The 20,681-nt window shown below is 58.3% G+C and carries 18 protein-coding genes; 10 read left to right on the top strand and 8 right to left on the bottom strand.

Annotated features, from left to right (window positions below):
• Positions 1 to 5 precede the first annotated feature (5 nt).
• Genes sufC through QP965_RS01890 form a run of 4 tightly spaced genes read right to left on the bottom strand, consistent with a single transcriptional unit; the run spans position 6 to position 4,128 of the window.
• Positions 6 to 764, bottom strand: coding sequence for a Fe-S cluster assembly ATPase SufC (sufC, locus tag QP965_RS01905; RefSeq protein WP_284766507.1), 759 nt, complete (start codon positions 762 to 764; stop codon positions 6 to 8).
• Positions 765 to 794: 30 nt separating this feature from the next.
• Positions 795 to 1,949 carry a Fe-S cluster assembly protein SufD gene (gene sufD / locus QP965_RS01900; protein ID WP_284843935.1) on the bottom strand — a complete coding sequence of 385 codons (1,155 nt, stop codon included), beginning with the start codon at positions 1,947 to 1,949 and terminating at the stop codon, positions 795 to 797.
• A gap of 5 nt (positions 1,950 to 1,954) precedes the next feature.
• Positions 1,955 to 3,394: a Fe-S cluster assembly protein SufB gene (gene sufB / locus QP965_RS01895; protein WP_005324837.1), complete on the bottom strand. Its 1,440-nt coding sequence runs from the start codon at positions 3,392 to 3,394 to the stop codon at positions 1,955 to 1,957.
• Positions 3,391 to 4,128: a helix-turn-helix transcriptional regulator gene (locus QP965_RS01890; RefSeq protein ID WP_239277715.1), complete on the bottom strand. Its 738-nt coding sequence runs from the start codon at positions 4,126 to 4,128 to the stop codon at positions 3,391 to 3,393. Before QP965_RS01890 ends, sufB begins: the two co-directional genes overlap by 4 nt.
• A gap of 269 nt (positions 4,129 to 4,397) precedes the next feature.
• Between QP965_RS01890 and mptB the strand changes: the two genes are divergently transcribed.
• The 5 genes from mptB (at position 4,398) to QP965_RS01865 (ending at position 10,020) form a co-directional block, all read left to right on the top strand.
• Entirely contained in the window at positions 4,398 to 6,122 is a 1,725-nt protein-coding gene (mptB, locus tag QP965_RS01885; protein WP_284843934.1) for a polyprenol phosphomannose-dependent alpha 1,6 mannosyltransferase MptB, read from the top strand.
• 6 nt (positions 6,123 to 6,128) lie between these two features.
• Positions 6,129 to 7,058 (top strand): ABC transporter ATP-binding protein, encoded by a 930-nt coding sequence (locus QP965_RS01880; protein ID WP_284843933.1) that lies wholly within the window; start codon positions 6,129 to 6,131, stop codon positions 7,056 to 7,058.
• Positions 7,059 to 7,115: 57 nt separating this feature from the next.
• The gene (locus tag QP965_RS01875; RefSeq protein ID WP_284843932.1) at positions 7,116 to 7,880 is read left to right on the top strand and encodes an ABC transporter permease; all 765 of its coding nucleotides are present in this window, start codon (positions 7,116 to 7,118) and stop codon (positions 7,878 to 7,880) included.
• A gap of 69 nt (positions 7,881 to 7,949) precedes the next feature.
• Positions 7,950 to 8,978: a COX15/CtaA family protein gene (locus QP965_RS01870; RefSeq protein WP_284843931.1), complete on the top strand. Its 1,029-nt coding sequence runs from the start codon at positions 7,950 to 7,952 to the stop codon at positions 8,976 to 8,978.
• A gap of 64 nt (positions 8,979 to 9,042) precedes the next feature.
• Positions 9,043 to 10,020: a quinone oxidoreductase family protein gene (locus tag QP965_RS01865; RefSeq protein WP_284766513.1), complete on the top strand. Its 978-nt coding sequence runs from the start codon at positions 9,043 to 9,045 to the stop codon at positions 10,018 to 10,020.
• An 85-nt stretch (positions 10,021 to 10,105) separates the two neighbouring features.
• Here QP965_RS01865 and QP965_RS01860 read toward each other — a convergent pair whose 3' ends face one another.
• Positions 10,106 to 11,050, bottom strand: coding sequence for a heme o synthase (locus QP965_RS01860; protein WP_239277702.1), 945 nt, complete (start codon positions 11,048 to 11,050; stop codon positions 10,106 to 10,108).
• 348 nt (positions 11,051 to 11,398) lie between these two features.
• Here QP965_RS01860 and tkt point away from each other — a divergent pair, with 348 nt between their 5' ends.
• The 5 genes from tkt to pgl all read left to right on the top strand — a co-directional run bounded on the left by tkt (position 11,399) and on the right by pgl (position 17,970).
• The gene (gene tkt / locus QP965_RS01855) at positions 11,399 to 13,471 is read left to right on the top strand and encodes a transketolase (protein ID WP_284843952.1); all 2,073 of its coding nucleotides are present in this window, start codon (positions 11,399 to 11,401) and stop codon (positions 13,469 to 13,471) included.
• A 27-nt stretch (positions 13,472 to 13,498) separates the two neighbouring features.
• Positions 13,499 to 14,584, top strand: coding sequence for a transaldolase (gene tal, locus QP965_RS01850; RefSeq protein WP_284843930.1), 1,086 nt, complete (start codon positions 13,499 to 13,501; stop codon positions 14,582 to 14,584).
• Positions 14,585 to 14,683: 99 nt separating this feature from the next.
• A complete protein-coding gene (gene zwf, locus QP965_RS01845) occupies positions 14,684 to 16,216 on the top strand; it encodes a glucose-6-phosphate dehydrogenase (RefSeq protein ID WP_005328410.1) in 1,533 nt (510 codons plus the stop codon).
• A gap of 14 nt (positions 16,217 to 16,230) precedes the next feature.
• Positions 16,231 to 17,166 (top strand): glucose-6-phosphate dehydrogenase assembly protein OpcA, encoded by a 936-nt coding sequence (locus tag QP965_RS01840; RefSeq protein ID WP_284843929.1) that lies wholly within the window; start codon positions 16,231 to 16,233, stop codon positions 17,164 to 17,166.
• A 42-nt stretch (positions 17,167 to 17,208) separates the two neighbouring features.
• Positions 17,209 to 17,970 carry a 6-phosphogluconolactonase gene (pgl, locus tag QP965_RS01835; RefSeq protein WP_284843928.1) on the top strand — a complete coding sequence of 254 codons (762 nt, stop codon included), beginning with the start codon at positions 17,209 to 17,211 and terminating at the stop codon, positions 17,968 to 17,970.
• Between the two features lie 146 nt (positions 17,971 to 18,116).
• On the opposite strand, the gene secG is transcribed toward pgl, so the two are convergent.
• The 3 genes from secG to QP965_RS01820 all read right to left on the bottom strand — a co-directional run bounded on the left by secG (position 18,117) and on the right by QP965_RS01820 (position 20,574).
• A complete protein-coding gene (gene secG, locus QP965_RS01830; RefSeq protein WP_005324856.1) occupies positions 18,117 to 18,350 on the bottom strand; it encodes a preprotein translocase subunit SecG in 234 nt (77 codons plus the stop codon).
• Between the two features lie 184 nt (positions 18,351 to 18,534).
• Positions 18,535 to 19,317: a triose-phosphate isomerase gene (tpiA, locus tag QP965_RS01825; RefSeq protein WP_225746913.1), complete on the bottom strand. Its 783-nt coding sequence runs from the start codon at positions 19,315 to 19,317 to the stop codon at positions 18,535 to 18,537.
• Positions 19,318 to 19,356: 39 nt separating this feature from the next.
• Positions 19,357 to 20,574 (bottom strand): phosphoglycerate kinase, encoded by a 1,218-nt coding sequence (locus QP965_RS01820; protein WP_284814731.1) that lies wholly within the window; start codon positions 20,572 to 20,574, stop codon positions 19,357 to 19,359.
• Positions 20,575 to 20,681: the final 107 nt, after the last annotated feature.

Raw genomic sequence — 20,681 nt, 5'->3', positions numbered from 1 at the left:
GGTCCTTACTTGAGGAACTGGTCGTAGCCGTCAGACTCGAGCTGGTCCGCCAATTCAGCGCCACCGGTCTTGATGACGTGGCCGTCAGCGAAGACATGGACGAAGTCCGGCTTCACATAGTTCAGGATGCGCTTGTAGTGGGTAATCATCAAGATGCCACCATTAGTTTCCTTCTGGTAGCTATTGATGCCGTCAGACACGATGCGCAGGGCGTCAACGTCCAGACCGGAGTCAGTCTCATCCATGACTGCGAACTTCGGCTTCAGGATATCCAGCTGCATAACCTCGTGGCGCTTCTTTTCGCCGCCGGAGAAGCCTTCGTTGACGGAACGGGAGATGAAGGACTTATCAATCTTCAGGTTCTCGCGGGCCTGGGTAAGCTCCTTGTTCCATTCGCGCAGCTTCGGTGCCTCGCCGCGAATGGAGGTGACTGCGGAACGCATGAACTGGGAGACCTTGACACCTGGTACCTCAGTTGGGTACTGCATCGCCAAGAAAAGGCCGGCGCGAGCGCGCTCGTCGACGGGCATCTCCAGCAGATTTTCGCCGTCGAGAAGCACCTCGCCCTCGGTGACCTCATACTTTGGGTGGCCGGCGATGGTGTAGGACAAGGTGGACTTGCCTGACCCGTTCGGACCCATGATGGCGTGGATCTCGCCGGAGTTGATGGTCAGGTTAACGCCCTTGAGGATTTCCTTCGGCTCGCCGCCTTCTTCCGTCGGCAGCACCTGGGCGTGGAGGTTCTTAATTTCCAGAGTAGACATAATGTGTGTGGTTTTCCTTCTATGAAAGCTTTAGGCGGAGATCTTTTCCAGTTCTTCGGAAATGCGGTTTTCCAATTCCTCGGACAGGGACTGCACCGGAATACGGTGGATGACCTCATTGAAGAAGCCACGGATGATGAGGCGGCGGGCTTCAGCCTCTGGAATGCCGCGAGACATCAGGTAGAACAACTCGATGTCATCGAAGCGACCAACGGTGGCCGCGTGGCCTGCACCGGTAATTTCACCGGTCTCAATCTCCAAGTTAGGGATTGCGTCCGCGCGAGCGCCCTCAGTCAGAATCAGGTTGTTGTTGGTCTCGTAGGTATCGGTGCCCTGTGCATTGGAGCGGATAAGGACATCGCCGACCCAGCAGGTACGGGCCTCATTGTCCTTGGTGCCCTGCAGTGCGCCCTTGTACAGGACGTGGGAGCGGCAATTAGGGACAGAGTGATCTACCAACATGCGGTTTTCAAAGTACTGGCCTTCGTCAGCGAAGTAGACGCCCAGCAGCTCTGCGTCGCCGCCCTGCTCGGTGAAGTTCACGCGAGGCACGATACGTACCACCTCGCCGCCAAAGATGGCGGAGTTGTGGCGCAGCACGGAATCGCGGCCGAGCTGTGCCACGTGGTTAGACAGGTGTACGGCATCGTCTTCCCAATCAACGTCAACAACGACGGTGAGGTGAGCACCATCGCCCACGATAAACTCGACGTTATCCGCGTGGGTGCCAGAGCCGACGTACTTCAAGATGACGGTAGCTTCCGCATGGTGGCCTACCTCGATGGAGGTAGCGCCAAAGGAAGTTACGCCCTCGCCCTTGCCGGTGTAGGTAATGACCACGGGCTCTTCCACCTGAGCCTCGGCGTCAATGGTGACAACCTTGCCTTCAGGCATAGAAGTCCACGCCTGTGCCGCAACGCGGTCAGACGGGGTACCAACGCGGCCCAAGCGCTCGTCATCGCGAGCGACGGTCTCGGAGCTTACGCCTGGATGTTCGCTCACGGTGACGTCCTGTGCCACTGCCTCAGCGAACTCGCCATTGTGCAGTCCACGGAGCTTGCGCAGGGAGACAAAGCGCCACACCTCATCGCGGCCGTGCGGCACCGGGAAGTCCTCCACGTTGGTGGAGGTAAAGACATCACCCTTGGTGATCTTATCCGGGTTGAATTCGTTCGAAGCGACCATTTTCTTTAGCCGACCGATCCTTCCATTTGCAGTTCGATGAGGCGGTTGAGCTCGAGGGCGTACTCCATCGGCAGCTCCTTAGCAATCGGCTCAACGAAGCCACGCACGATCATCGCCATTGCTTCTTCTTCCGCAATACCGCGGGACATCAGGTAGAACAGCTGCTCCTCAGAAACCTGGGAAACGGTTGCCTCATGGCCCAGCGTGACGTGGTCATTGCGGATGTCGTTATACGGGTATGTATCCGAACGCGAGATATTGTCCACCAGCAACGCATCGCACTCGACGTTAGAGGTGGAATGGTGCGCGTTCTGATTAACCTGCACCAAGCCGCGGTACGCGGCGCGGCCGCCGGCACGGGCAACCGACTTAGACACGATATTGGAAGAGGTGTGCGGAGCCATGTGAGTCATCTTGGCGCCCGTATCCTGGAACTGATTCTCACCAGCAAAGGCAACGGAGAGAACCTCACCCTTGGCGTAAGGACCGGTCATCCATACGGCCGGGTACTTCATGGTGACCTTGGAGCCAATGTTGCCGTCGACCCATTCCATGGTGCCGCCTTCTTCTACCTTGGTGCGCTTGGTCACCAAGTTGTAGACGTTGCTGGACCAGTTCTGAATGGTGGTGTAGCGGCAGCGGCCGCCCTTCTTCACGATGATCTCCACTACTGCGGAGTGCAGGGAATCAGACTTGTAGATAGGAGCGGTGCAGCCCTCGACGTAGTGCACATAAGCGTCCTCGTCGACGATGATGAGGGTGCGCTCGAACTGGCCCATATTTTCCGTGTTGATGCGGAAGTAAGCCTGCAGTGGAATATCTACGTGCACGCCCTTGGGCACGTAGATAAAGGAGCCACCGGACCACACTGCTGAGTTCAGCGCAGAAAACTTGTTGTCGCCGGCTGGAATAACGGTGCCGAAGTATTCCTTGAAGAGCTCAGGATAGTCACGCAGAGCGGTATCAGTATCCACGAAGATGACGCCCTGGCTTTCCAGGTCCTCACGGATCTGGTGGTAGACAACCTCGGACTCGTACTGGGCTGCCACGCCGGCAACGAGGCGCTGCTTCTCGGCCTCTGGAATGCCCAACTTATCGTAGGTGGCCTTGATGTCGTCCGGGAGGTCTTCCCAGGTCTGGGCCTGCTCCTCAGTGGACTTCACGTAGTACTTAATCTGGTCGAAGTCGATGCCAGACAGATCCGCACCCCAGGTGGGAACGGGCTTCTTATCAAAGATGTTGAGGGCCTTCAGGCGCTGGTTAAGCATCCATTCTGGCTCGCCCTTCTTGGCGGAAATATCGCGTACTACATCTTCGTTCAAGCCGCGGCGAGCAGAAGCACCAGCCGCGTCCGAGTCGTGCCAGCCGTACTCATATGCACCAATGGAATCAATGATTTCATCATCGGTCATCTTGTTCTCGGGTGCCGATTGTGCCTGGGTCATGACTCGCTCCTTTCAGTATTTGTATTAACGGGTGTCAAGGGGATGTTCGTGGTACAGATCCCGTGGCCGCCAGCAATGGAGGCCAAAGGCTGTACGTGTTTGCCTAATAGAGCAGAAAAGACTTCTTGTTCCGCCTCACACAGCTCTGGATGTTCGGCCGCCACGTGGGAGACCGGACAATGATGCTGGCAGATTTGCACTCCCTGACCAGCGCGGTCCACCGTGGCGGCGTACCCGTGCTCGTCCAAGACCTCGGCCAGCTTACGGGCCACATCCTCTACAGATTCGCCCTCTTCTATCAAGGGACGCACATCTGCAACGAGTCGCTCGAAGCGGACTTTGGCAAAGCGCTTAACAGCCTCAGACCCGCCGACGTCGCGGAGCGCCGTCAAGGCATCAGAGGCCAAATCATCGTAGGCGTGGCCGAATTGCGCTCGACCACGATCAGTGAGGCGGAAGTGTTTGGCTGGTCGCCCGCGACCAGACCCGCTGCCCGTTGAGCCGCGAGTAACTGGGCGGCGGCGCACAACCTCCGTCAGTTCCTCTTCCACCAAATTGTCTAAGTGCCGGCGAATTCCGGCAGCAGAAAGGCCAAGGCGTTCACCCAAGTGGGAAGCGGTAACGGGCCCGTCCTTCAGCAGCAACAGCATCACCTGCCGGCGGGTATCACCATCCGTAGTGCGGGATTCCTTAGCCGCCTTGTAGGTAGTTTCTACACGCTGAGGTGCACTCATGCCGGGACCTCCCTTCGTGCTTCGGTCACTTACAGTCGCCCTGCAACCGACTCCCGTAGTTCCGAGAGTCGCACCGCAGTCCAACTGCGCCTCCTTTATTAGACAACACTAGTGTTCCTTAATTCATTCCAGAATGCCACCATTGGCCATTCTTCGGCGTGGCACGGGGGTGGATTACTCCCCTCATCGCCACGACTGGCGGCGCTGCCCACGCTAAAAGAGCGCCCCTGCTGGGGTTGAGACGGAGGATTCGCGTAAGGTCTTATCCCATGACAGGCAAATTCCGCGGCTTTCTTTCCGGCGTCAAGGCCGAGCTGCCGCAGCTGGGCACCGCTGGTTCTCGGTCTGCGCGACTGCACGCCGAGGACACCGGAGCCGCAGAACCTGATTCTCGTTTTGATTTTGTCCCCGCCAATGCGGATGGTCTAAAGCGCACCACCACCGCACAATGGCGGACATTTTTTATCCTGCGCTGGGTAGGCACAGTAGGTTCTCTGCTTATCGCCTTCGGCGCGTTAGGTGCCGGCGCTCTCCCTGTAGTGGGAAACCCCTATGACAACGTGCCCTTCGGCTCCCTCATGTCTCGCATGCTGCAGACCTCTTCTGCCATAGTCATGGTGGGAGTAGGCCTGTTGGTGGCCGCCTGGGTTTTTCTTGCCCCTTTTGTAGGCACGCCGCTGCGCCAACCCCAAGAAGGTGCCCTCACACCAGCGCGCGCCCGCCGGCTCGTAACCACACACCAGCTGTGGCGCACGTGGGCCGGTTGGGTCCTCCCGCTGATTTTTACTGCCCCGCTCTTTACCCAAGACATCTACTCCTATTTGGCTAACGGTTCCATCGTGATGCAGGGCATGGATCCGTATTCTGCAGGACCAGTGCAATTGCTTGGCGCGGGTGATGAGCTCGCCCGATCCGTACCGTTTATCTGGGCCAACTCCCCTTCCCCCTATGGCCCCGTAGCGCTCGGGCTCGCTGGAGTGGTGAGCGCAGTTACCTCAAATTCCATCCTCTTAGGAGTTATCGCCCACCGCCTCCTATCCATCGCCGGCATCATGGTTGCTGGGTGGGCAATTAGCTGTCTCGCGCGACGCTGCCGAGTATCTCCAGAATCTGCGCTGTGGCTCGGCATTCTCAACCCACTCACTATCTTGCATCTGGTGGGCGGAATCCATAATGAGTCCATAATGCTGGGCCTGCTCTTGGTAGGCATGGAGCTGGGCCTCAGGGGCGTCGACAAGCTAGAAGAGTCCACGCGCAGTGCCTACCTAGCACTAATTGCTTCTGGATTTTGTCTGTCCTGCGCCGGAATGGTCAAGGTTACCGGCTTTATAGGACTGGGCTTTGTGGGGATGGCGTATGCCCGCCACCTGATAGACAAGGACGGCGCATCACGCTGGAAAGCCTTAGCCTATGCCATTGCCCTGCAGCTAGTTATCTTAATTGCAAGCATCGCCCTTATTAGCGCCTTGACCGGCATTGGCCTGGGGTGGATCACAGGACAAGGCGGTGCGGCCTCCATCCGCTCATGGCTTTCGACCTCCACCGCCGTAGGCGTGGGTACCGGCTTCATTGGAATGCTGCTGGGTCTAGGTGACCACACCGAAGCGATTCTCACCGTTACCCGTACCTTTGGCGTGCTGGTGGCAGTAGCTTTCATGGCCCGCATGCTCTTTGCAACGTTGCGCGGCCGCATCCACCCTGTGGGAGGACTCGGCACCGCCTCCTTAGTGCTGGTTATCTTCTTTCCCGTCGTCCATCCGTGGTACATCCTGTGGGCGGTACTGCCTTTGGCCGCATGGGCCAACCGGCTTATCTTCCGTTTCTGCGTCGTGGCTTATTCGGCAGCTATGAGCTTCTTTGTGCTGCCACGCGGCCTCGGGTTGCCGCCCAGCACCATCATCGTCATCTACGTGTCGGCAGCCTGCACTTTCGCCGTCATCGCCGCCCTGTGGTGGGTTGCAGTGCGGCGCAGCGGAATCCGTGTCCTAAACTAATCCCACGTGAATTCCATTTCAGCCGATCGCCCAGCCCTCACCTTGGACAACGTGGTGAAAAAATATGGCTCCACCACCGCCGTTAATGGTCTGAGCCTTAGCGTTGCCGCAGGTGAGATCTTTTGCCTCCTTGGCCCCAATGGCGCTGGAAAGTCCACGACGATTGAGATGTCAGAGGGTTTTATCCACCCCACCAGCGGCACTATTGAGGTTCTAGGACTAGACCCGAGTTCCGCACCGGACAAGGTGCGCGAAAAGGTCGGCATCATGTTGCAGGGTGGTGGTTCCTACTCCGGCATCCGTGTTCTGGAGATGCTAGAACTTACCGCGAGCTACAGTGCTCATCCCCTCTCCCCGCACTGGTTACTGGAAACGCTCGGGCTTGAAGGAGTATCCCGGACTCCCTATCGCAGGCTTTCCGGCGGGCAACAGCAACGGCTTTCCCTTGCTTTAGCAATTATCGGTCGGCCCGAGCTAGTTTTTCTCGATGAGCCCACCGCCGGCATGGATGCACAATCCCGTTTGGCGGTGTGGGACCTTGTTCGAGCCCTAAGGCGCGATGGCGTCACCATTGTTCTTACCACCCACCTCATGGATGAAGCGGAGTCACTAGCGGACCGAGTAGCCATCATGGATCATGGCGAGCTGGTAGCCCACGGCACCCCCGCGGAACTTACCTCGCAGTCGGACTCGGCAGGACTTAGTTTCAGCACCGATATCGATGTTGATGTGGAGGCTTTGGCTGAGGCTGGAATTCGGGCGACCAAATCCCGGCCGCTGCATTACCGCTTGACCCAAGCCGGCACGCCCGAGACCATCGCTACGCTTACCGCCGAACTTGCCCGCCAAGGAGTCCTGCTGCGGCGCCTAGACGCGGCTCACCGCAACTTGGAGGAGGTCTTCCTTGACCTTACCGGCCGCCATTTGCGCAGCTAGCTGCCCCCTCCGACAGGATAGAATTCAATCAACCGCGTTGCGGAAAGAAGCCACCACATGAGCACTACCTTTAACCCCGGAACTTTTACCCCCGCCCCCAAACGGGCCAGCGCCGGCGCCATGTTGCTTGCGCAAGGAAAGATGGAAGCAAAACTCATGCTGCGCCACGGCGAGCAGCAATTACTCAGCGTCATCATACCGCTGGCCTTGCTCATTGGCGCGGCACACCTGGAGTCGCTCACCGGACACGGCTTGCACGAGGTATTTCCCATGGTGCTTGCAGTAGCGGCCACCTCCGCAGGCTTTACCGGTCAGGCCATTTCACTTGCCTTTGACCGGCGCTACGGGGCCCTTAAACGCACCGGCGCGTCCGGTGTGCCAGCATGGGCCATTATTGGCGGCAAGATCCTCGGCGTGCTCACCATGGTGGTATTCCAAATCCTCGTCTTGGGCATAGCTGCCTATATCCTGGGTCTCCGTATCAGCCCGGGCGGGGTGCTGCTCATGATCCTTTCGCTATTTTTTGGCGTTGCGGCTTTTACCGCCATGGGGCTGCTACTCGGCGGAACCCTCAGCTCTGAGGTAGTACTCGCACTGGCTAACCTCATCTGGTTCCTGCTCCTCGGCGTAGTCGGGTGGACCCTCTACTCCCAGGGCCTTGGCAATAATGGCGTCCTCAACGCAGTGCCGACTGTCGCCCTAGCAGGCGCGCTTACCGACGCCTCAAATTCCGCCTTCCCCAGCCTCGAGCTCCTATCCTTGTTGGCGTGGCTTGCGGTGACGTCGTTCGCGGCGGTCCGTTGGTTCCGCTTCGATGGCTAAATGTGACTTTTGTCCGGTTCCTTTCGAAACGAGAGGAATTTTTAGGCCCGAAATCTTCCGACTAGTAGGATGCTATGCGTGAATTACTGGACGAAGATCAAGCGCTTCTTTAAGGAAGCCGCCCCTACACTGCAACAGCAGCGCCTCATCGCGCTCATCCTTCTCTTGTGCCAGGGTGGCATCACCGTGTCTGGTTCCATTGTCCGCGTGACCGGCTCGGGATTGGGCTGTCCCACCTGGCCGGAATGCCAACCAGGCTCCCTTGTCCCTATGGAAGGCGCTGCGCCTGCTCTCCACCAGGCCATCGAGTTTGGTAACCGCCTGCTTACTTTCGTCGTAACCGCAGCGGCTGTCGCCGCCGTCATTGCCATGCGCATGGCGCGTCGCCGCGCAGAGCTCAAGGTATACGCCTGGCTCAACGTCGCCGGCATCGTCCTGCAGGCGATCATCGGCGGTATCTCTGTCCACCTAGACCTACGCTGGTGGTCGGTGGCACTGCACTTCCTGCCTTCCATGCTCTTGGTATGGCTAGCGGCAATGCTCTATTCCCGCATTTTGGAACCCGATGACGGAACGCCACGCGCTCGCTTCCCTCAGGCGATTCGCCTCCTTGCAGCGGTCGCAACCGTTGCCCTGAGCATTGTGCTGATCACCGGCACGATGGTTACCGGTTCGGGCGTTCACTCTGGCGATTCCGGGGTGGGAATGGAAGGCCGCCTGCAGGTAGATACCGAAGCCATGGCTGTCACCCACGCCATGTGCATGTACGTCTACCTGACGCTAACGGTTATTACCGTCTTCCTGCTTTATAAGAACCGCGCACCTCAAGACGCTAAGAAGGCTGGCTGGGTCCTCGTTGTATGCATCCTCATTCAGTGGGCAGTAGGCGTTTACCAGTTCTACATGAGCATTCCGCGCTGGACTGTCCCCTTCCATATTGGTCTCTCCTCCTTCGTCACCGCGTATACCGCCCTGCTTTGGGCGCACGGTGTACGCCGCACCGACGGCACCGCGGATCTCATCACCGGCTCTCCCAGCGGCGATGAGAAGTACGCGGCGCGCCAAGCATCACTCGAACAAGAGCGAGCGACCGCTTAACCCGTAATACTCCCAGCCGGCCGAAGTACTGCACTCGGCCGGCTTTTTGCGCTAGCCTGACCATATGCACGCAATTCAGGTCACAGAAACCGGCGGACCAGAAGTGCTTCGCTATACCGAAGTTCCCGCCCCCACCCCTAATGACGATGAGGTATTGGTGGACGTCATCATGGCTGGCGTCAACTACATCGATACCTATTATCGTGAGGGTATCTATAACGCGGCCACCCCGTTCATTCCCGGGTTCGAAGGCACCGGACGCGTAGTCCACGACCCCAAGGGGGAAATTGCCGAGGGCACAATGGTGGCCTGGAACCAGGCTTTTGGCTCCTACGCTGAGCAGGTCTGCGTCCCACGCGAGGCACTAGTAGCGGTCCCGGATGATTTCCAGCCAGAGGTCGCTGCCTCTATGCTGCTGCAAGGCATTACCGCACACTATTTGGCGCATGGCGTTTATCAACTGGGTGAAGGCGCTTCCTGCCTGATTACCGCCGGCGCCGGCGGTGTAGGCCAGATCCTCACCCAAATGGCATCGTCGCTCGGCGCTACCGTCTATACGGTGGTCTCCACGGACGAAAAGGAAGAACTCTCCTACGCAGCCGGTGCGGATAAGGTATTTCGCTATGGCGACGGACTCGCCGAGCAGGTCCGTCGCTACAACGGTGATCGGGGTGTTGACGTGGTCTATGACGGCGTCGGCAAGGCGACCTTCCAGGAATCGCTCGAAGCGGTGCGCCCCCGTGGCACCGTTGCGCTATTCGGCGCCGCCTCTGGCCCAGTCGAGCCTATCGACCCGCAGCTGCTGAACAAGCATGGGTCTATCTTCCTCACCCGGCCTTCCATCGGTGCATGGACAGCCCAAGAAGGCGAGTTCCAAATGCGTGCCCAGGCGGTCGTCCAAGCTGTGATCGACGGCGATCTGAGCTTCAACGTCACGGCCTCCTACCCACTGGAAGATGCCGCTGCGGCCCATCGCGACCTTCAGGAGCGCAAGACTACCGGTTCCATTGTGCTGCGCGTCCAAGCTGGCGATAAAGCCTAAACCCACCCACAAACGCCAAAAGCGCGGGAAAAGCAGCTGTGCTTTCTCCCGCGCTTTCGCTTTATCCTTGGGTAATTGGGCGCTGTTAGAATAACGTGGCCGACCAGCCGAGCATCCGGCCTAATGGCTCCCAGCCCAATACTGCGTCGATGGACAGCCCAATAAAGAGCACCGAAAGGTAGTTATTGGAGTAAATGAACAGTCGCATCGGCTTAACCTTGGCGCCGTTTTTGACTCCCTTGTGCAGGCGGATAGCCATCCACAGGAATACCGCGCCGGAGGCAAGTGCTGCGACCAAGTAAATCCACGATGCAGCGGGGACGATAAGTAGGGTCACGATAACCGTGCCCACGGTATACCACACGATCTGTCGAGTGACTTCCTTCTCATCAGCAACTACGGGCAGCATCGGCACGCCGGCCTTGCGGTAGTCTTCCTTGTACTTCATGGCCAGCGCCCACGTGTGTGGCGGAGTCCAAAAGAAGATGATGAGGAAGAGCACGATTGCCTGCCACCAGCGGTCAGGCTCTCCAGCAGGAGCATTATCACGGATAACCGCCCAGCCGACCATCGCGGGCATGCAGCCGGCCAAGCCGCCCCAGACGATATTTTGAGCATTGCGCATCTTCAAAAACTTGGTGTAGACGAAGACGTAGAAGAAGTTCGTCAAAACCACGAAAAAGGCCGCCAGCCATGAATGAGCAAGGACTCCCAACCACAGCACGGAGATGATCAGCATTACCCAAGCGAAAATTGCTGCATTCCGCTTAGAAATCGTGGCCCTTACCAGCGGGCGGGCCCTTGTGCGCTGCATTTTTTGATCCAGCTCGTAGTCCACGACGTTATTAAACGTGTGGGCGGCAGCAGCACCCATCCAACCGCCGAAAATGGTCGACACGATAAGCCAGATATTGTCTGAAACGGCCTCCACGCCGCGTTGTGCTTGGAGCATCGCCGGGATTGCGGCCACGAGGAGGAGTTCAATGATCCTCGGTTTCGTTAGCGCAAAATAGGCCTTGATGGTCTCCAAGGGATTCCTCCACTATCTGAACGTTGGTGAACTGTGCCCCGCACACTCCCTGCGCGCGGTCACCCCTAGCGGTCGCACAGGCCCGTGAAAAAGTTCCAGTTCTCTCACTCACAATTTTCGGCGCAAGGGCGAAAGACTACAGGCCTACGGCCGCTAGATTCAGTGCGCGCTCTAGCGCCCACGCGCACTCCACTTAGCCATGCCAGCATACCGTTTATGCCGAGCTTTCTATAATTGCGCACCGCCGGTTAAAAAATTACTAGACTGAATAAAGTTAAGTACTTTTTGCCTAGACGTAAGCGAGGCTTTCCTGTGTCGAAAGATAAGTTGTCCCCAGAACTCCAAACTATGGTCGAGCGCCGTCATCCGGAGGATTGGTCGGAGTTTGACACCCGCGCCGTCGACACCGTGCGAGTACTAGCCGCAGATGCTGTACAAAAATGCGGTTCCGGCCACCCCGGCACCGCTATGTCCCTCGCGCCCCTCGCCTACACCTTGTACCAGCGTGTCATTAACCATGATCCCGCCGATGTACACTGGGCCGGCCGCGACCGCTTCGTTCTGTCAGTTGGCCACTCTTCCCTCACCCAGTACATCCAGCTTTACCTGGGCGGCTTTGGCTTGGAAATGGACGATCTCAAGCAGCTGCGCACGTGGGGATCGCGCACGCCTGGCCACCCTGAGGTGCACCACACCGATGGCGTGGAAATCACCACCGGACCGCTTGGCCAAGGCCTTGCTTCCTCCGTGGGCATGGCAATGGCGGCACGGAAGGAGCGCGGCCTTTTCGATCCTAAGGCACCGGCCGGCGAGTCTCCCTTCGACCACTACGTCTACACCATTGCTTCCGATGGTGACCTACAGGAGGGCGTTACCGCCGAGGCCTCTTCCCTGGCGGGTACGCAAAAGCTCGGCAACTTGATTGTCTTCTGGGACGATAACCGCATCTCTATTGAGGACGATACGAATATTGCTTTCAACGAAGACGTGGTAGCCCGCTACGAGGCCTACGGCTGGCACGTCCAAACGGTCGAATCCGGAGAAGACGTCGTAGCCATTGAGGAGGCTGTCAAGGCCGCTCAGGCAGAGACCGAGCGCCCTTCCTTCATCCGCGTGAAGACCGTCATCGGCTACCCGGCCCCGAATAAGATGAATACCGGCGGCGTTCATGGCGCTGCACTGGGCGATGACGAGGTAGCTGCCACCAAGGAGGTCTTGGGCTTCGACCCCGAGCGCAGCTTCCACATCGACGACGAGGTCATCGAACATACCCGCAAGCTGCGCGAGCGCGGCGCCGAGAAGCACGCCGCGTGGCAGAAGAAGTTCAACGAATGGGCTGCAGCCAATCCGGAGAACAAGGCACTCTTTGACCGCATGCAGGCGCGCGAATTGCCGCAAGGTTTCGACGCTGAATTGCCGGTGTGGGAACCGGGTGAATCTTTGGCCACCCGCAAGGCTTCTGAAGCCACCATCCAAGCATTGGCCGCTTCCCTTCCTGAGATGTGGGGTGGCTCTGCTGACCTTGCCGGCTCCAATAACACCGTGATTAAGGGCGCGGACTCCTTCGGCCCCGCAGCCATTACCACCGATATGTGGTCGGCTCAGCCATATGGCCGCAACCTCCACTTCGGCATTCGCGAGCACGCGATGTCTGCGATCATGAACGGTATTGCTCTGCATGGCAATACCCGCGTTTACGGAGGCACCTTCCTTATCTTCTCCGAGTACCAGTACCCCGCTGTGCGCCTGGGCTCGTTGATGTCTACCGATACCTACTATGTCTGGACCCACGACTCCATTGGCTTGGGCGAGGATGGCCCAACCCACCAGCCGGTAGAGACCCTTTCTGCCCTTCGCGCTATCCCGAACCTGTCCGTTATTCGCCCGGCCGATGCCAACGAAACCGCTCAGGCCTGGGCTGCAGCTCTCGAGTACAAGGCTGCGCCTAAGGGCCTGGCACTGAGCCGCCAAGGACTGCCGGTACTGGAAGGTACCAAGGAAAAGGCTCATGATGGCGTGCGCCGCGGCGCTTATGTTCTGGTGGAAGAGTCCAAGGAAACACCAGACGTGATCCTCCTCGCTACCGGCTCTGAGGTGCAGCTTGCTGTCGCCGCCGCTAAGGAACTGGAGGCCGCCGGAACAGCCACCCGCGTTGTCTCCGCACCGTGCCTTGAGTGGTTTGATGAGCAGGATGACGCATACCGCGAGTCCGTGCTTCCTAGCGAAGTGCAGGCCCGCGTTTCCATCGAAGCCGGCATCGCTATGCCGTGGCACAAGTACACCGGTTCTTTCGGCCGGACCATTTCCATCGAGCACTACGGCGCCTCTGCTCCTGCGGGCGAACTCTTTGAGAAATTTGGCTTCACCACTGCAGCGGTTGTTGAAGCGGCAAAGGAATCGCTCGCTGCCGCGAAGAAGTAAACCTCCAGGACTGGAAAAGGAGTAATCATGAACCACATTTCCGAACTTGCCCAGCTGGGAACCTCAACCTGGCTCGATGATCTTTCTCGCGAGCGCCTAGTTTCGGGCAATCTCAAGGAGATAATTTCCGCTAAGTCCATCGTGGGAGTTACCACCAACCCGGCGATCTTCGCCGCGGCGATGACCAACGGCACCGCCTACGACGCCGAGCTTTCCACGTTGAAGGAGACCAAGGCCACCGCCGATGAAGCGGTGTACGCATTGGCCATCGAGGACGTCAAGAATGCCTGCGACCTCTTTGCGGATATCTACTCCTCTACTAACGGTGCAGATGGCCGCGTGTCCATCGAGGTCGACCCACGCATTTCTGATGACGCGACTGCCACCCTTGAACAGGCGCGTGAGCTGTGGTCAAAGGTCGATCGTCCCAACGTAATGATTAAGATTCCGGCCACGACCGGCTCCCTCCCGGCCATCGAAGATGCCTTGGCAGAGGGAATCAGCGTCAACGTCACCCTTATTTTCTCCGTGGATCGCTACCGCGATGTCATTGAGGCTTTCCGGACCGGACTCAAGCGTGCCGCCGAAGCCGGCAAGGACGTCTCTACCATTCACTCCGTGGCTTCCTTCTTTGTTTCCCGTTTGGATACCGAAGTAGATAAGCGCTTGGAAGCCATTGGCAGCGAGATTGCTCTGGCACTGCGGGGTAAGGCGGGCGTCGCCAATGCACAGCGCGCCTATGCCCTCTTCCAGGACGCCTTGCTTGACGACGCCGACTTGCCCGAAGGCGCCCACCTCCAGCGTCCACTGTGGGCTTCTACCGGCGTAAAGAATCCGGAGTACCCAGCCACCTTGTACGTATCGGAGCTGGCTGGACCGCATACGGTCAACACCATGCCAGAAAAGACCATCGATGCGGTTCTTTCCGAGGGCAACCTTCACGGCGACGCCCTGTCTGATAGCCGCGAGGCTGCAGAGGACGTCTTTGCCCAGCTAGAAGAGGTCGGCATTGATTTCGATGATGTCTTTGCAGTGCTGGAGCGCGAGGGCGTAGATAAGTTTGTCGCTGCGTGGGAGGAACTGCTTGCTTCCATTCAGGAGCGACTCGCGTAAACTAGCCGTGTGACTTGTGCCCCGCCGAGAATTCGGCGGGGCATTCTGCCGCTAAAATATTAGCGAGCTTAAAGCCCATAAACTCAGGAAGGATTCTTCGTGACCGACTCAGCCGCTTGGGTCAACCCCTTGCGCAATGCCAGCGACAAGCGATTGCCGCGAATCGCAGGACCCGCGGGCATGGTCATCTTCGGCGTTACCGGTGACCTAGCATATAAAAAGCTACTGCCCGCCATCTACGACCTAGCGAGCCGTGGTCTCCTCCCCGCTGGCTTTACCCTTGTGGGTTATGGTCGCCGTGACTGGGACAAGGTCGCATTCTGTGACTACGTTCGCTCAGCCGTCATCGCTGGCTCACGTACCGAGTTCAATGAAGATGTCTGGCAGCATTTATCCCAGGGAATCGAATTTGTGCAAGGTTCCTTCGATGATGCTGGATTCGATCGCCTTTCGGCGCGTTTGGGCGAGCTTGATCGCGAGCGCGGCACCGGAAGCAACTGGGCATACTACCTTTCGGTTCCCCCGGAGTTCTTCTCCAATATCTGCCACCAGCTGGAGCGGGTGGGTATGGCCAACTCCGTCGAGGACTCGTGGCGCCGGGTAATCATTGAGAAGCCTTTTGGCCACGATCAAGAGTCTGCCCGCAAGCTCAATGAGATTGTCAACGCCGTCTTCCCCGAGTCCGCGGTCTTCCGCATTGACCATTATTTGGGCAAGGAGACGGTGCAAAACATCATGGCTTTGCGCTTTGCCAATCAAATTTTTGAGCCCATGTGGAACGCCCACTACATCGATCACGTCCAAATCACCATGGCCGAAGATATTGGCCTGGGCGGCCGCGCTGGCTACTATGACGGCATCGGTGCGGCTCGCGACGTCATCCAGAACCACCTGCTGCAGCTTTTGGCTCTGGTTGCGATGGAAGAACCCTCCTCCTTCGAGCCTGAGGCCCTGCAGGCAGAAAAAGTCAAGGTGCTGCGCGCTACCCACGCCGTGCACCCACTCAATAAAACAACTGCTCGCGGCCAGTACTCCGCCGGCTGGCAAGGCTCCGAGTTTGTCAAGGGCTTGCGCGAAGAAGAAGGCTTCGATCCGGAGTCCACGACGGAGACCTATGCAGCCTGTACCTTGGAAGTAAACTCCCGCCGCTGGGGAGGAGTACCTTTCTACCTGCGCACGGGCAAGCGCTTGGGCCGGCGCGTGACCGAGATTGCGCTGGTATTCAAGGCAGCGCCAAATCAACCATTCGTTGACGGCCAGACCGATGCGCTGGGACGAAACGCAGTGGTGATCCGCGTACAGCCGGATGAAGGTGTCACCATGCGCTTTGGCTCCAAGGTGCCCGGTTCCACCATGGAGGTCCGAGACGTCAATATGGACTTTGCTTATGCTGAGGCCTTTACCGAGGAATCTCCGGAAGCATACGAGCGCTTGATTTTGGATGCCCTCCTCGATGAGTCCTCGCTCTTCCCCACCAACGAAGAGGTGGAACTTTCCTGGTCGATTTTGGATCCCATCATCGATTACTGGGCCGAAGCTGGTCAGCCGGAGGAATACCGCGCTGGCACATGGGGCCCGGAATCCGCCGATAGAATGTTGCGCCGCCGGGGCCACTCCTGGCGCCGCCCATAGGAGGGACGCAGACAATGATTATTCCATTGCCCAACACCACTACGCGGGAAATCTCCAAGAAGCTAGTAGAGGCCCAAGAGCATTACACCCTTACTACCGGCCGAGTACTTACCCTAATCGTGGCTGCCCGCGAGGACGATGATCTGGAAAACATCCTGGCCTCCGTGCGCGATGCCTCCCACGAGCACCCGTCGCGCGTTCTGGTCGTCGTGACGGGCGACCCGCAGGCAGATACCCACCTGGACGCGCAGCTTCGCGTGGGTGGTGAAGCGGGTGCTTCTGAGATGGTCATCATGAAGTTGCACGGCGCCTTGGCAAACCAGGACGAGGCAATCGTTACTCCACTGCTGCTTCCCGATACCCCCTTGGTCGCCTGGTGGCCTACCTTGTGCCCGCCCGATCCAGCTGCCAGCTCTGTGGGCAAACTGGCTCAACGCCGCATCACCAACGTTGCCCATGACGGACGCGTCACTGGCGAAGATCTGCGCACCTTATCCGCCGGTTACACGCCGGGCGATTCCGATATGTCCTGGGCCGCCATCACTTTGTGGCGCGGCGTCGTGGCCTCCGCATTGGACCGCCATCCTCACGAGCCCGTGCAGTCCGTCGAGGTGGCGGGCCCTGCGGGCCACCCAGCGCCAGACTTCGCGGCCGGATGGCTCCTCGATCGTTTGGCAGTCCCCGTCCACCGCACTGTGACCGATTCTCAGGAGCTGCACTTCCCAGTGACCCACTTGCGGTTTAATCGGGAAACGAGCCACGTCGACGTTGATGTCGTCGACGAGCGCACGGTGCGGGTGTGCGTTCCAGGTTCCCCGGATTCCTTGGTGAGCCTTAGCAAGCGCTCCCAAGCTGAGGTTCTCTCTGAAGAATTGCGCCATCTGGATGCTGATAAGACTTATGCGCAAGCGCTCCGTGCGCTCGCCCAAGTAGACTACAGTAAGCAGTAAAACGGCTTAACTCTGATTCTTTGCAAAGGATAGCGATACCTCATGGTAACTCTTCACCGCGTAAGCGATGTGGATGACCTTATCTCCCAGGCCGCGCTGAAATTCGTGGATACCGTAGCGCGCATCCAAGCCGCCGGTGGCGGGCTCCACCACGATGGGGTCGCGCGAGTTGTCCTAACCGGCGGTGGCGCTGGAATTGGCGTTCTTCACGAGCTAGCTCGTTTGGATTTCGCGGCACAGCAACAAGGCGAGAATTTTCCCGCCCAACGCATCGATTGGTCGCGCGTTCACGTCTTCTTCGGCGATGAGCGTAATGTACCCGTCTCTGATGCAGATTCTAATGAGGGTCAAGCGCGCAGTGCCCTGCTCAACCACGTAGATATTCCAAACCAGAATATCCACGGTTTTGATCTGGGCGCGGTGTCTATGGAAGCCGCGGCGAGTGCGTATGAGCCAGAGCTGAAGGAATTTGCCCCGAACGGCTTCGATCTCCATCTGCTGGGCATGGGCGAAGAGGGCCATATCAATTCCTTGTTCCCCCATTCTGAGGCGGTTCGGGAGCAAGAAGAGCTAGCTGTTCCCGTTCATGACTCTCCCAAGCCGCCGAGCGAGCGCATCACCCTTACTCTTCCCGCAGTCAACAAGTCTGATCGGATCTGGCTTCTTGTAGCAGGCGAGGCCAAGGCGGAAGCTGCCAAGCACGTCGTTGAAGGCGCTGATCCTGAAGAATGGCCAGCTGCAGGCGTGCACGGTAAGGAAGAAACCATCCTCTTCCTTGCCGATGACGCTGCCTCCGAATTGTAGACACGGCTTCCTAGTGCGCAGCCGAGCTGAACTTGTGGCTCGGCGCCACGCAAAAAGCGCCGGTACCGCTTCCCCACCTACAGTTCCTACAGGAAACCAGGAGGTTGGAAGCCGGTACCGGCGCTTTCGCTATTCCAGCTGGTGGCTTAAGCGAATGCTTGGATGAGGTTGAGGCCTACGATGCACGCAAGCCAGATAATTACCATGACCACGGTGTAACGGTCCAGGTTCTTTTCCACGACGGTCGAGCCGGACAGGTTCGACTGCACGCCACCGCCAAAGAGGCTGGACAGGCCACCACCTTTGCCCTTGTGTAGCAGCACGAAGATGGACATCAAAATAGCTGCGATGACCAAGATGATTTCCAGTGCCAAGACCATGAGGATAATCCTTATATCTAACGTGCGCCCTGCGGGTAACTCTCGCCACCCGCTAGCGCGGAATCGTACTTTTAGGCTTCGCGTAGAGCGAAGCAATCACACCGGCCCACTGTACACGATGGCGCGGGCTGGAACCATTCCAACCCGCGCCTTAGCGCGAACCTGTGACGGGTGATAACTGCTGTTAGCTCAGGGCATTAGCTGCGTTGGCAGCCAACTTGGCAAACTCCTCGCCGACCAAGGAAGCGCCACCGATAAGGCCGCCATCGACGTCAGGCTTGCTGACGATCTCTGCAACGGAATCAACCTTGACGGAACCACCGTAGAGAATGCGGATACCTGCAGCAACCTCCTCGCCTGCGAGCTCCGTTACGAGCTCACGGATGGCGGCGCAGACTTCTTGGGCATCGTCTGCGGAGGCAACCTTGCCGGTGCCAATCGCCCAAACTGGCTCGTAGGCGATGACAGTCTTGGCAAGCTGGTCTGCGCTCAGGCCGGCCAAAGAATTGCGGGTCTGGTTAACCACGTAGTCCACATGGGTACCGGCCTCGCGTACAGCCAACGGCTCGCCTACGCACACGATGGGGCTGATGCCATTGTCCAATGCTGCAGCTGCCTTCTCTGCAACGAGCTTATCGGTCTCGCCGTGGTACTGACGGCGCTCCGAGTGGCCCACAACCACCCAGCTGCAGCCGAGCTTGGCCAACATCTTGCCAGATACTTCACCAGTGAATGCGCCGGACTCGTGCTTAGAAATGTCCTGCGCACCGTAGGTGACCTGCAGCTTGTCGCCCTCTACCAGCGTTTGGATAGTGCGGATATCAGTAAACGGGACCATGTAGGCCACGTCAACCTTCTCGTAGTAGTCCTTTGGCAGGGAAAAGGCGAACTTCTGAACGGAGCCGATGGCCTCGACGTGGTCGAGGTTCATCTTCCAGTTACCTGCGATAAGTGGGGTGCGTGCCATGAATTTTTCCTCTCTTTCTGGCAAATTAAGAAGGCAGTTTTAGGCTTCCAGGACAGATACGCCCGGAAGCTCCTTGCCCTCGAGGTACTCGAGGGAGGCACCGCCGCCGGTCGAGATATGGCTGAAGCCATCCTCATCCAAGCCAAGCATGCGCACGGAGGCAGCGGAGTCGCCGCCACCAACGACGGAGAAGGAACCGTTCTTTGCGGTGGCGTCGATAATAGCCTGCGCTACACCAGCAGTGCCCTTGGAGAAAGCTTCCATTTCGAATACGCCCATCGGGCCGTTCCAGAAGACGGTCTTGGAGGAAGCAAGCACCTCTGCAAACTTTTCCACAGACTTTGGTCCAATATCCAGGGACATCCAGCCTTCAGGGATGCTATCGAGCTCGACCACCTGGGTCTCTGCATCCGCTGCGAACTTGCTTGCAGCAGCGAGGTCAACCGGAAGCACCAGCTTGTCGCCAAAGCGCTCGAGCAGGTCCTTGCAGTTTTCGATCTGATCTTCTTGCAGCAGGGACTCTTGGACGTTATAGCCCTTGGCGGCCAGCAGGGTGTAGCACATGCCGCCACCAATGATGACCTTGTCTGCCTTGCCGGCCAGTGCTTCAATCACGCCGAGCTTATCCGAAACCTTGGCGCCGCCGAGGACAACCACGTACGGGTGCTCCGGCTCCTTGGCTACGGTGGACAGAACCGACAGTTCCTTTTCTACGAGCTTGCCCGCGTAAGCCGGCAGGCGCTTAGCGACGTCATACACAGATGCCTGCGCACGGTGGACAACGCCAAATCCATCAGAAACAAAAGCGCCGTTATCGGCTGCCAGAGCAACGAGCTCTTCAGCGAACTGGTCGCGCTCAGCCTCGTCCTTGGAGGTCTCACGGGGGTCGAAGCGGACGTTTTCGATCAACATCACATCGCCATCGTTGAGGCCGTTGGCACGCTCATGAGCGTCTTCTCCGGTGACGTCGCCGGCTAGGGCAACGTACTGGTCAAGCGCTTCAGACAGCGCTTCAGCTACTGGAGCCAAAGAGAACTTAGGGTTTACCTCACCCTTTGGACGACCCAGGTGTGCGGAAAGAATGACCTTTGCACCACCCTCTACCAGTGCTTTGATGGTCGGAAGAGAAGCGTTGATGCGTCCGGGATCGGTAATGTTTCCCTCTTCATCAAGTGGAACATTGAAGTCAGAGCGGACGAGGACGTGGCGGGATTCGACGCCCTCCTTGAGAAGATCGTCAAGAGTCTGGAAAGCCATTATTTACTCCTTAAACAATTCGGACGGGTTAAAAGGCTATAGATAAAAGAATACCGGCCGCGACGCAGCGCCGTTTAGGCTTGCATCGCGGCCGGATCCTCATTGCT

Origin of the sequence: Corynebacterium sp. MSK074 (assembly GCF_030229735.1) — a bacterium.
GTDB lineage: Bacteria > Actinomycetota > Actinomycetes > Mycobacteriales > Mycobacteriaceae > Corynebacterium.
This window is presented reverse-complemented; position numbering and strand designations above follow the sequence as displayed.